We start from the raw sequence: 11864 nt of genomic DNA on the forward strand, positions 1-11864 counted from the left end.
CCAGCCATGACTAGCAAACTCAAATCCCTGTCCATCGACTTGCCCCTGGCCACACCATCGCCGACCAACCGCAGTGCCTGGCCGCGCCGACTCAAGGGCCTGGCATTACCAGTGCTGATCATCGTGCTGCTGGAGGTGATCGTGCGCATCGGCTGGCTGCCGTCCTACCAGATGCCTGCGCCCAGCGAGATCGCCGTCACCCTCACGGAACTCGCCGAAGGCGCCTTGTGGAAGCACATCAGCGCCAGCCTGTTACGGGTCGGGCTCGGGTTCGCCATCGGTGCCAGCCTGGCCCTGGTGTTTGCGGCCTGGGTTGGTTTGAGCCGTGAAGCCGAGGCCTACCTGGAACCCACCTTCGCAGGCCTGCGCTCGATCCCGAGCCTGGCCTGGGTGCCCTTGTTGTTGCTGTGGCTGGGGATCGATGAAACCTCGAAAATCGTCCTGATCGCCATCGGCGCATTCTTTCCGGTGTACCTCAATGGCGTGGCGGCAATTCGCGACATCGACCGCAAACTGGTGGAGGTCGGGCAGATGTATGGCTTCAATCGCCGCCGCCTGGTGCGACGGATTCTCTTGCCCGCTGCCCTGCCCGGCCTGTTTACCGGATTGCGCAGCGGCCTGAGCCTGGCCTGGATGTTCCTGGTGGCGGCCGAACTGATTGCCGCCACCAAAGGCTTGGGTTATCTGCTCAGCGACGGTCGGGAAACCTCACGACCAGACATCGTGCTGGCCGCGATCATCGTCCTCGCCCTACTGGGCAAGATCAGCGACGGCCTGCTGGCGGCCCTGGAAAAACGCTGCCTGGCCTGGCGTGACACCTTCAACGGCCAAGGCGCCGGAGACTGACCATGAGCGAACCACTACTGGATATTCGCGTGGAGCGTAAAAGCTTCGCCGGCACCACCGTATTGACCAATATCCACCTGACCTTGCAACCAAGGGAAACCGTGAGCCTGCTGGGCCCCAGTGGCTGTGGCAAAAGCACCTTGCTGCGGATCATCGCCGGTCTGGAAAAAGACTTTCAGGGCGAGCTACTTCGCGCTGGCGGTGAGGTGGCGTTCGTCTTTCAAGAACCGCGTTTGATGCCATGGCTGACCGTCGAACAGAACATCGGCTTCAGTGACGATCAGCACTATGACAAAGCCTGGGTTACGCAACTGATCGACGAAGTCGGCCTCAGCGGTTTCGCCCAAGCCTTGCCCAAGGCCCTGTCCGGCGGCATGGCCCAGCGCGTCGCCATCGCCCGCGGCCTTTACTCACGCCCCCACGTCCTGCTGCTGGACGAACCCTTCAGCGCAGTGGATGCCTTTACCCGCATGAAGCTGCAAGACCTGTTGCTGCAACTGGCCGATCACCACGCCATTGCCCTCTTGCTGGTGACACACGATGTGGACGAAGCGCTGTACCTGAGTGATCGGGTATTGGTGATGGATAACCGGCCCAGCAGCATTCGCCAGGAACTGACGGTGGAGTTGGCACATCCACGGGATAGACGCGACCCGCTGCTGGCCCGGCTCAAGGTGCTGAGCTTGACCGAGTTGCAGCGGGCACATGTGATTTAGCGGGCTGACAAAACACCTGTGGCGAGGGGGCTTGCCCCCGCTGGGTTGCGAAGCAGCCCTAAAACCTGCCATCTCGGTCTATCTGAAAAAACTCAGCGATCTTACTGGGGCCGCTTTGCAGCCCAACGGGGCAAGCCCCCTCGCCACAACACGCCCTTCGCCAAAACATTAAACGGTCAGAACCCCACCGTCGCTGACACCAGCCATGTGCGCGGCGTCGACAAGGTCAACCCCGGGGCGCTGTCGGATGAAGTGGCCGCCGAAGCCCAATACGTAGTGTTCAACACGTTCTCCACGGTGGCGCGCAGGGTGATCTGCTTATCGTCCAGTTTGAAGGCGTAGCGTGCGCCGAGGTCATAGCGGTTCCAGCTGTCGATCTTCTGTTCGTTGGCCGGGTCCAGGTACTGTGAACCGGTGTGAATGGCGCGTGCGGTGAGCGTCAGGCCGTGCAGGCGTTCGATGTCCCACTCGGCACCGAGGTTGATGTTGGAGATGGGCGAACCGGTGCCGCGCTTGCCGTCGGTCAGGCCCTGAGCCGTCTTGGTTTGCTCGCTGTCCAGCAACATCACGCCACCGAGCAAACGCACGTGCTCAACCGGCTCGCCGAATACACTCAACTCCACGCCCTGGTTACGCAATTCACCGTTGGGCTTGAAGTTGTTCTGTTCATCGATGCCATACGCCGGCTGCTTGATGCGGAACACACTGGCGGTCATGCCGAAGCTGCCCATGTCGTACTTGGCACCGACTTCCACCTGCTTGCTTTTGGTCGGTGGGAAGATCGCGTTTTCATTATTGACCCCGCTTGAGGGTGCCGTCTCGCCCTGGCTCAAACCTTCCATGTAGTTGCTGTAGAGCGAGAACTGATCGGTGATCTTCACCACCAGTCCCAACGCAGGCGACAGTGCTTGCTCGTCGTATTCCGGCTGGTCCTTCACCCCGTTGCTCCACGACGTCACCTCGACCTTTTGCAAACGCGCGCCCAAGGTCAACAGCACGCGATCGTCGAGAAAACTCAGGGTGTCGGCCAGCGCCAGGCTGGTGAAGCGGTCTTCGGTGTGGGTGCTGGTATCGAAGCGCACCGCCTTGCCGGGTTTAGGCAGTACAACCGGGTTGTAAAGGTTGCTTTTGCCTGGTGTATAGCGCTCGCCAGCGTTGTCGAAATCCATGTTGAAGCGGTTCAGGCTGACGTTGATCGTATGCCCTACCGGCCCGGTATTGAACCAGCTGCGAGCACCGACTGTGACGGTTTTGACCTCTTCATCACGGCGAAAACTGCGCGGTACAACCGTGAAATCACCGTTACTTTGGGTGCTCTGCACCCCATGGCGCAGGAAGTCATAGTTGCCTTTGCGCGCCCCCGCCGAGGCATAGACCATCAACGAGTCGTTGACATCAAATTCGCCGCGCACCGCGCCAAAGGTGTCCTTGGTATGGGCATAGGTCCAGGCCTGGGCGAAGTTGCGGCGGATGTCCTCGGCCTTGGGCATCACGCTACCCTTGGCGATCTCGACCCGTTCCTGAGGGGCATCGGCGGTGCGTTCCTGACGACCGAGGTCAAGGGACAGACGCACTCGCTCCTTGCGCAAATCCAGGCCGATTACCGCCATTTCCCGATCGACGCTCTGGTGGTCCCACTCGGTATCACCGGACTGTTTCACGCCGTTGAAACGCACGCCAAATTCCTGCTCGTCACCAAACCGCCGGCCAATGTCGACTGCGCCGCCAAACTGCCCGGCCGAGGCATAGCTGCCGGTAAATTCGGTGATCGGTACGTCGGTGGCGCGCTTGGGTTCGATATTGATAGTGCCGCCGACGCTGCCCCGTGGCGCAATGCCGCCGAGCAAGGAACCCGGGCCTTTGAGGATGTCGACGCGCTCAACCATTTCCATGTCGATGGCATAGGTCGGCAGCACGCCGTACAGGCCGCCGTAGGACACATCACTGTTGAACAGACTGAAACCACGCACGGAAAACTGCTCGAAACGCCCGCCTGCCGGGTTGGTGATACGCACCGAAGGATCGCTGGCGACCATCTCGCCGAGGGTCCGCGCCTGCAGGTTTTTCACGGCCTTGGCGGTATAGGACGTCTGGTTGAAGGGCGTGTCCAGGAAGTCGGCCTCGCCCAACATGCCCTGGGCGCCTTTGCGGGTGACTTGATCGCCGGCGTAGGTTTCAGCCACCGGCGTGTTGCCAACACCGAGAATCGACGTCGCGGGCAATTGGTAGGTACCGCTTTCCGGCGCCGGGATCAGGGTGTAGGCACGATCCCCCACCGCCTGTAATTGCAGGCCGGAACCCTGGAGCAACCGGGAAAACCCCTCTTCCACGGCAAACTCGCCCCAGATCCCGGCGCTGTTATGGCCGCTGACCAGGGCTGGGTCCACCGACAGATTGACGCCGGCCAACCCGGCAAACCGGGTCAAGGCAGTGCCCAGGTTGCCGGCCGGCACCTCATAGCTGCGTCGGGCCGCGTCCTCGGCCCAGCTCACAGCAACAAATAACGGGCTGGCACTCAGGCTCAGCAGCAGACTCAAGCGCCACAACGGGCGCAATGGCGATGGCGGGACGACGGGCATTGAAGAGGCTCTCTGTTTTCGTTCACTTGCCTTGGATGACAGGCGAGGTGAAAAAAAGGGACAGCCCTCAGGCACGTTTTTTACTCGGCATCAACGTCACCCAATAGCGCGTACGCGATTGCACTTGCAACGGCAGGGTCGAAGCCAGCAAGGCAAGAATGCGATCCGTGTCTTCCAGGCGAAAACTGCCGGTCACCCGCAACGGCTCAAGGGCCGGATCCCAGCGCAATACACCCGGGCGATAACGCTCAAGCTCACGCAGGAAGTCCCCCAATGGCTGGTCCTGCGCCGTCAGGACACCGTCCTGCCAGCCCAGTGTCTGCGTGTCGAACCGCGTCATCACCCCTAGGCCCGTGGTCAGCAGGTGCACTTGTTGCCCGGCTTGCACGATCGAGTCCTGCCCACGTAAATCGCGCACCTGCACCGTACCTTTGTAGACCGACACCCGGCACCCGGAGGACAGTTGGCGCACACAGACATCCGCTTCACCAACACTGACTTGCCCATAACGCGTCTGCACCCTCAACGCCGCGTCACCCGGCACCTTCAACGCCAGCTCACCTTCCACCAGCGTCAGCCGTCGTTGCGCCCAATCAACATCCACTGCACTGGCCGTATTGAGCTGCAGGCGACTGCCCTCTGCCAGTTGCACACGTTTACGCTCACCCGTGGCGGTGTGCAGGTCGGCGCGCCAAACATCGATCGGCAATTGCCGACTGAGCAACCACGCCGCCGGCACCACGGCCACCACACCCAGGGCGCGCTTGAGCACGGCACGTCGTCCCGGTTGCGGGCGGTCCAGGCTGGCCATGGCTAAGGCCTGGGGCAATTCGGCAAAGCGTTGGCGCAGTAATTGCGCCTTTTGCCACGCCTGTTCGTGACTGGAATGGCCGTCCCGCCATCGCTGCAAACCGGCATGATCGCGCTCGGTGGCACTGCCCGATTCAAGCAACGCTAACCACTGCGCGGCTGCGCGAGCGACCTCACGCACTTGCGTAGAAGGCTCTGTCACAGCTCCACCAGCAAGCAATGCTCATACGCGTGGGCCATGTAGCGTTTTACCGTACGCTCGGACACCTTGAGCCGCTCGGCAATCTCCCGATAAGCCAGGCCTTCCAGTTGGCTCCAGAGAAACGCCCGCCTGACCATCGGCGCCAGTCCATCGAGCAACTCATCCAGGGCCTGCAGGGTTTCCAACAGCAACCAACGCTGCTCGGGGGACGGCACACAGTCCTCAGGCAAGCGTGCCAAGGCATTCAGATAAGCCTGCTCCAGGCTGCGCCGTTGATGAAAATTGACCAGCAGACGCTTGCCAACCGTCACCAGGTAGGCTCGTGGTTCCTGTAATTGCGCGATCGGCTGGGCGCTGGCGAGTACCCGCAGAAAAGTATCCTGACTCAGGTCGGCCGCATCCCAGGCATTGCCCAACCGCCGCCGCAGCCAGCTTTCGAGCCAGCTGCGATGATCACGGTACAAGGTATGGAGACTGGACTCAGGGAGGTGCGTCGGCATTACAGCATCATTCATGGCAAACAGACCTGCGCGGCGCGAGTTAATCTCAAATGAGATTCATTCTATTTAATATCCCGCCGGCACACCATGTTCTTTTCAATGCCCTGCCCGTCAGTCGCCCTGTACTTCACCATCAAACACTTGCCCACGCCCCACCGCACTGCCCGGTTTGAGCACCGCGCCCGGCGCCAATACCCCATTGGCACCGACCCGGCACTGATCCCCCAATAGCGCGCCAAACTTGTCGCACCCGGTGCGCTGCAGAAGACCGTCGATGCGCACCAGCACCTCCTTGTCCACCCGTTCGTTGCGGTAGTTGGCGACGATACTGCCGGCCTCCAGATTGACCCCAACACCCAGCACCGAATCCCCGACAAAGTTGAAATGCGCCAGTTTGCTGCCCTTGAACACAAACGAGGTTTTCAACTCGGCACCGGGCCCGAAGATGCAACCTTCATCCACCCAGCAACCGCCCCGCAGATACGCACCGGCGGCAATAAAACAGTGAGCACCAATGATCAGCGGGCCCTTGAGTACGGCGCCGGTCTCCACTGTGGCTGAGCGATGGACGGCGATATCGTCCTGGATGTCGTAGTCGGCAGCGGGCAGCCCGGCCAACAGTTGCCGGACAATGGCGGGCGCCTGGGTTATCAGGTCCCACGGAGCCAGGTCGGCCCAGGGCGCCAGCGCCGAATCGGCAATATGCGGGATGTAATCAGTGAGTCGAATCAAGGTCGAGCCCTCTACGGATCAGAGAAGCCCGGAACGCTAGCATGTGGATTATTGAAAGGGTACCTGCCGCGCTTGATCAATACCTAATAAGCATCAAACCATACTCGTTCGATATTAGACGAGAGCAAAACCTAGGGAGGAAACTAGCGCCAACTATAAAAATACTTAAAGAGTATCAAGATGCCCACCCACTCCTCCTGGATCGTCCTGTCCATTACCGGCCTGTACATGCTCAGCCTGGCGCTGATCAGTTATGGCGTACGCCGCCATTCGCGCAGCGCCACCAACTACACCACCGGCGGCGGACATTTCCCGGCGTTTCTGATTGGCTTTCTGATGCTCTCCGAATTCATCGGTACCGCCGTGAGCATCGGCACCGCCCAGACCGGTTTCAAGGTAGGTATCTCGGCCGCCTGGAACCTGTTCGCCCTGGCCCTGGGTTTTGTGCTCTTCGCCTGGTTGCTGGCGCGCAAATACAAAGAGTTGGGAGACAACACCATCTCTGGCGTGCTCGCACGTAACTACGGCCAACGCACCCGCTTCGCGACCTCGATCATCACCATCTTTGCCCTGGAGATCGTCGCGGTATCTATCTATGCCAGTGGCGGCGCGGTATTGGCCAGCGTGATGCAAGTAGACCGGACCCTGGCGATTGTCATTGTCGGCGTGGTCTCGGTGCTGTACGTGAGCATTGGCGGCATGCGCTCGGTGATCTACACCAACTTCGTCCATGCCGCCTTGAAGTACCTGGGCGTGGGACTGGCCCTGTGGTTCGGCCTCAAACAAGTGGGTGGCATCGGCCAGTTGCAAGCGCAGTTGCCTGACAGAATGTTCGACTGGACCGCCATCGGTTGGGGCCAGATCATCGCCTGGATGATTGCCGGCATCGGCTCGATCTTCTCTACCCAGTACGTGATCCAGGCGGTGAACACCGTCAGTCATGCAGGCAAGGCTCAGCGAGCCTGTTTTTATGTGGCGATCCTGATGGTGCCGTTCGGCATCGGTGCCGCGTTGATCGGCATGTGCAGCGCCGTGCTGTTTCCCAACGTCGACTCGCTGCAAGCCTTCCCTACGCTGATCGCCAGCATGGACCAACTGACCGCTGGGCTTGTGGTCGCAGGGCTGGCCGGCTCGCTCTTCGGCACCATCTCGGCGGTGAGCATGGGCTCCGCCACGTTGCTGTTGCGGGACTTCTACGAGCCCTGGTTCAACCCGGAAAAAAGCGATGCCAAATCCCTGCGCTTCGTGCGCCTGGCAACCATTGCTGTCGGTCTGTTACCGATTGCCTTGGCGCTGACCTCGGACAAGGTGCTGATGATCGCCTTCCTCGGCAAGGCCCTACGCGCCTCCCTCGCCGTATTGGTATTGATGGTGTTTTATGCGCCGAAATTCGGCACCGCAACGGGCGCGTTCCTCAGCATCGTCGCCTCCCTGGTGGCGACGGTGGGCTGGTTCCTCGCCGGTAATCCGTGGGGCATTGATAACGCCTACATCGCACTGTTCACGCCGCTGATCATCATGGGCATCAGCCATGTGACACGACGCAAGACGCCGGCCGAGCCACTGGTGCAAGCCACGAGCTGATGTACGATAGCGCTCTACCAATAAGGAAATTGCCCAATGCTGCCGATTCGCACCCCATTGATTCTGCACCCTGGCCTCTCCACCCCAGGCCGGCGGATCTGGCTCAAACTGGAAAACCTGCAACCCTGTGGTTCGTTCAAGCTGCGCGGGATGAACACTCTGTGTGCCTATGCGGCGAGCCAGGGCAAGACCACGGTGGTCTGCCCTTCCGGTGGCAATGCCGGACTGGCGACGGCCTTTGCGGCACGTGGCCTGGGCTTGCAGGCGCGGATCGTGGTGCCGACCACCACACCTGAAGCGACCCGGGCCCGTATTCAACGCGCCGGTGCCGAAGTGATCGTGCACGGTGACCTTTGGGATGAGTCCAATCAGCTTGCCTTGAAATTGGCTGAAACTCCGGATGCCCTGTATGTACCGGCCTTCGATCATCCGCTGCTGTGGGAAGGCCATAGCCGCATGATCGACGAGGTTCTGGAGGACTGCCCTCACGTCGGCGCCATCGTCACCTCCGTGGGCGGTGGTGGACTGCTCGCGGGTGTGCTGACGGGGCTTGAACGTCATGGGCGTTATGACTGCAAGGTGATCGCGTGTGAAACGGCAGGCGCGGCGTCGTTTGCTGCCGCTGTGGAGGCTGGGCGGCCGGTGCGGTTGGCGAAGATTGATACGGTTGCCAAGTCCCTGGCAGCGACCCAGGTTGCGGCATGGCCGGTAGAGCATATCGTCAAATTTGCCCATCAGTGCGTGGTGCTCAGTGATGCCGAGGCGATGATGGGCGTTGCGCGTTACGCCGATGATTTGCGCCAATTGGTGGAGCCGGCATGTGGAGTGTCGTTGGCGGTGGCGTATCTGGATCACCCGGCGATTGCCGGGGTTGAGGATGTGGTGGTGATTGTGTGTGGTGGGGTGAGTATCAGTGCAGAAACGGTCGCGCAGTGGCAACAAAACGACTGACACACTTGGCCCCTGTGGCGAGGGGGCTTGTCCCCTCGCCACAGGTTTAGCGCTCGCCAGCATCCTGCAAAATAAGATCCGCGCCCTTCTCCGCCACCATCAGCACCGCTGCATGGGTATTCCCTGAGGTCACATTCGGGAAAATCGACGCATCGACAATCCGCAGCCCCTGCATCCCATGCACCTTCAAGCGTTTGTCCACCACCGACACCTGCGGGTCCGAGCCCATGGCGCAAGACCCGCACAGGTGGTAGATCGAACCGCTGTTCTCACGGAAGTACTGCAGCATCTGCTCGTCGCTTTCCACCGCCGCCCCCGGCAAGACTTCATCCACGGTAATGCCCTTGAGTGCCGGGGCCTGCATGATCTTGCGCATCAGCCGGCTGCCCTGGACAACCTCATCGATGTCCTTTTGAGTGGTCAGGTAATTGGGGTCGATCAACGCTGCATCCCGTGGATTTTTCGAGGCGATGCGAATGCTCCCACGGCTGGTAGGCCGGCATGGGTTGAAGCACAGCAGGAAGCCTGAATACGGCTCGGGCTTGAGGCTGGCCTTGTTGCTTTTCGGAATCTGGTACGACAACGGGTTGAAGTACAACTGCAGGTTGGGATGCGCCTGTTCTTCGTTCCCGCGAAAGAACCCGCCCGCCTGGTTGACGCTCATGGCCAACGCCCCCTTGCGGGTCAGCAGGTACTTGAGGCCCAGCTTCAACTGGCCGAACAACGAACTGAGTTCGTCGTTCAGGGTCGGGATATTGGCCTTGTAGTAGTAACTGGCACACAGGTGATCCTGCAGGTTCTGCCCCACCGCCGGCAGGTGTTTGACCAGCGGGATATCGTGTTCAGCCAGCAGTTGCTGATCGGCAACACCTGACAGTTGCAGGATCTTCGGCGTATCCACGGCGCCGGCACACAGGATCACTTCCTTGCGCGCGCTGAAGGTACGCACCACACCGTGCTGAGTAACCGCAATGCCGGTGGCGCGTTGCTGGTCGTCGAACAGCACCCGGTCCACCAGCGCGTAGTGCTCCAGGGTCAGGTTCGGCCGACTCAAGGCTGGATGCAGATGGGCAAAACTGCTGGAGCAACGCTCGCCGTTACGGGTGTTGACGTCATAGATGCCGGCACCTTCAAAGTTCGGCCCGTTGAAGTCGTCGCTATGGGCATAACCCAATTGCTCGCAGCCTTTGAGAAACACATCGCAAATGGCGTGGGTCTGGCCCTTCATGGGCGTGATGCTGATGGGGCCACTGCCGCCGTGGTACTGGGTGTCACCCAGCGGGTGACTCTCCAGTTTGCGAAAGTACGGCAGCACATCGTCAAAGCCCCAGCCGTCGTTGCCATTGGCGGCCCAGTCGTTGAAGTCATGGGCCTGGCCGCGCACGTAGATCATCGCGTTGATCGAGCCTGAGCCACCCTGCACCTTGCCGCGCGGGGCATAGATGGCGCGGTCGGCCAGTTGTTTTTGCGGCTGGCTGTAATACATCCAGTTGAAGGTCGGGTTGTAATACATCTTGGCGAAGCCGACCGGGATCTTGAACCACCAGGAGCTGTCCTTGCCGCCGGCCTCCAGCAGCAACACCGAATATTGCCCACTCGCGGACAAGCGGTTGGCGAGGATGCAACCTGCGGCGCCAGCGCCGGCGATGATGTAGTCGTAAGTCATGCACAGTTACCGCGTAAGTCGTTTTTACAGAACCCGCCCGTTGGAGAGCGGGACAGCTCATCAGCCCTTGGCGGGCGACGTGTCTTTGACGTCTGCCGGAGTCGGCGCCATTTGCAGGTGCAGGCGTTCGCCGGTGTAAGGGGAATGCCGGCGCACCACGTCCATGTTCAACTCAACGCCCAGCCCCGGCTCGGTGGACGGGATGATGTAGCCGTCCTCCCATTGCAACGGCTTGGTCAGCACTTGGGCATGGAAGCCGCCCCAGGTCATGATGCTTTCCTGGATCAGGAAGTTCGGCGTGCAAGTGGCCAACTGGAAACTCGCTGCGGCACCAATTGGGCCGTTGTACAGATGCGGCGCGATTTGCGCGTAGTAGGCCTCGGCCATGCTGGCGATTTTTTTCGCCTCCAGCAGGCCGCCGCAGCGGGCGACGTTCATCTGCAAAATCGACGCACCGCCCGCTTGCAGCAACTTGAAGAATTCGTACTTGGTGGTCAGGCGTTCGCCCGTGGCAATCGGAATGCTGGTCTTGGCCGCGACCTGGGCCATGGCCTCTTCCTGGCCCGGTGGCACCGGTTCTTCGAACCACAGCGGGTCGTATTTCTCCAGGCGCTTGGCCAGGCGAATCGCCGACGATGGCACCATCTGCCCGTGGGTGCCGAACAGCAGGTCGCACTTATCCCCTACCGCTTCGCGGATCTTGCGGCAGAAGGTTTCGCAACGCTCCAGCACTTCGAGGGAAATCTGGTGGCCGGAGTACGCGGTGTAGGGGCCGGCCGGGTCGAACTTCACGGCAGTGAAGCCTTTGTTCATGTTCTCGATGGCACATTCGGCGGCCAAGTCCGGGTCGTCGTAGTCGTACTCGCCCTTGCTGTTGACCGGGTACAGGTAGGTGTAGGAACGCAGGCGCTCGTTGACCTTGCCGCCGAGCAGCTCATACACCGGCTTGTTGGCGGCCTTGCCGATGATGTCCCAGCAGGCCATTTCCAGGCCGCTGACCACGCCCATCATCGTCAGGTCCGGACGCTGGGTGAACCCACTGGAATAGGCCTGGCGGAAGAAACGCTCAATATGGTGCGGGTCATGATTAAGCAGGTAGCGCTCAAACACGTCCTCGATGATCGGCAACATCGCCTTGGGGCCAAAGGTGGCAGCGTAGATCTCGCCGACGCCTTCAATGCCGCAATCGGTCTTGAGCTTGACGAACAGCCAGTACATGCCGCCGATGTGCGGTGGCGGTACGGCGACAATATGGGTTTCAAGGGCGACGATTTTCAT

Annotated in this window: 10 protein-coding genes; 4 read left to right on the forward strand and 6 right to left on the reverse strand. The window is 60.8% G+C overall.

Annotated features, from left to right (window positions below):
* Positions 1–6 precede the first annotated feature (6 nt).
* Positions 7–846, forward strand: a complete 840-nt coding sequence (locus HKK55_RS12185) for an ABC transporter permease (RefSeq protein ID WP_169354908.1) — start codon at positions 7–9, stop codon at positions 844–846.
* 2 nt (positions 847–848) lie between these two features.
* Positions 849–1562, forward strand: coding sequence for an ABC transporter ATP-binding protein (locus HKK55_RS12190; protein ID WP_169354909.1), 714 nt, complete (start codon positions 849–851; stop codon positions 1560–1562).
* Between the two features lie 176 nt (positions 1563–1738).
* Here the strand turns inward: HKK55_RS12190 and HKK55_RS12195 are convergent, their stop codons facing one another.
* From HKK55_RS12195 to HKK55_RS12210, 4 genes are all read right to left on the reverse strand, one after another.
* Positions 1739–4141 carry a TonB-dependent receptor gene (locus HKK55_RS12195; RefSeq protein ID WP_169354910.1) on the reverse strand — a complete coding sequence of 801 codons (2403 nt, stop codon included), beginning with the start codon at positions 4139–4141 and terminating at the stop codon, positions 1739–1741.
* Positions 4142–4208: 67 nt separating this feature from the next.
* Positions 4209–5153: a FecR domain-containing protein gene (locus HKK55_RS12200; RefSeq protein WP_237151344.1), complete on the reverse strand. Its 945-nt coding sequence runs from the start codon at positions 5151–5153 to the stop codon at positions 4209–4211.
* Complete coding sequence (locus HKK55_RS12205; protein ID WP_169354911.1) at positions 5150–5668, reverse strand: sigma-70 family RNA polymerase sigma factor; 519 nt, start codon at positions 5666–5668, stop codon at positions 5150–5152. The genes HKK55_RS12200 and HKK55_RS12205 overlap by 4 nt, the downstream gene beginning before the upstream one ends.
* A gap of 96 nt (positions 5669–5764) precedes the next feature.
* Positions 5765–6385 (reverse strand): LpxA family transferase, encoded by a 621-nt coding sequence (locus HKK55_RS12210; protein WP_169354912.1) that lies wholly within the window; start codon positions 6383–6385, stop codon positions 5765–5767.
* A gap of 180 nt (positions 6386–6565) precedes the next feature.
* On the opposite strand from HKK55_RS12210, the gene HKK55_RS12215 reads away from it, so the two are divergent.
* A complete protein-coding gene (locus HKK55_RS12215) occupies positions 6566–7969 on the forward strand; it encodes a sodium:solute symporter family protein (RefSeq protein ID WP_169354913.1) in 1404 nt (467 codons plus the stop codon).
* Between the two features lie 36 nt (positions 7970–8005).
* Complete coding sequence (locus HKK55_RS12220) at positions 8006–8920, forward strand: pyridoxal-phosphate dependent enzyme (RefSeq protein ID WP_169354914.1); 915 nt, start codon at positions 8006–8008, stop codon at positions 8918–8920.
* 46 nt (positions 8921–8966) lie between these two features.
* Here HKK55_RS12220 and HKK55_RS12225 read toward each other — a convergent pair whose 3' ends face one another.
* Together HKK55_RS12225 and HKK55_RS12230 are read right to left on the reverse strand one after the other, a co-directional pair.
* Positions 8967–10586: a GMC family oxidoreductase gene (locus tag HKK55_RS12225; RefSeq protein ID WP_169354915.1), complete on the reverse strand. Its 1620-nt coding sequence runs from the start codon at positions 10584–10586 to the stop codon at positions 8967–8969.
* Between the two features lie 60 nt (positions 10587–10646).
* Positions 10647–11864 carry a mandelate racemase/muconate lactonizing enzyme family protein gene (locus HKK55_RS12230; protein ID WP_169354916.1) on the reverse strand — a complete coding sequence of 406 codons (1218 nt, stop codon included), beginning with the start codon at positions 11862–11864 and terminating at the stop codon, positions 10647–10649.

The organism is Pseudomonas sp. ADAK18 (assembly GCF_012935695.1).
Lineage (GTDB): Bacteria > Pseudomonadota > Gammaproteobacteria > Pseudomonadales > Pseudomonadaceae > Aquipseudomonas.

Bases quoted from the DNA above. Each gene is read 5' to 3' on its own strand.
- HKK55_RS12220 (WP_169354914.1), top strand. From the start codon at position 8,006: ATGCTGCCGATTCGCACCCCATTGATTCTGCACCCTGGCCTCTCCACC.
- HKK55_RS12190 (WP_169354909.1), top strand. From the start codon at position 849: ATGAGCGAACCACTACTGGATATTCGCGTGGAGCGTAAAAGCTTCGCC.
- HKK55_RS12225 (WP_169354915.1), bottom strand. From the start codon at position 10,586: ATGACTTACGACTACATCATCGCCGGCGCTGGCGCCGCAGGTTGCATC.
- HKK55_RS12205 (WP_169354911.1), bottom strand. From the start codon at position 5,668: ATGAATGATGCTGTAATGCCGACGCACCTCCCTGAGTCCAGTCTCCAT.
- HKK55_RS12215 (WP_169354913.1), top strand. From the start codon at position 6,566: ATGCCCACCCACTCCTCCTGGATCGTCCTGTCCATTACCGGCCTGTAC.
- HKK55_RS12185 (WP_169354908.1), top strand. From the start codon at position 7: ATGACTAGCAAACTCAAATCCCTGTCCATCGACTTGCCCCTGGCCACA.
- HKK55_RS12195 (WP_169354910.1), bottom strand. From the start codon at position 4,141: ATGCCCGTCGTCCCGCCATCGCCATTGCGCCCGTTGTGGCGCTTGAGT.
- HKK55_RS12230 (WP_169354916.1), bottom strand. From the start codon at position 11,864: ATGAAAATCGTCGCCCTTGAAACCCATATTGTCGCCGTACCGCCACCG.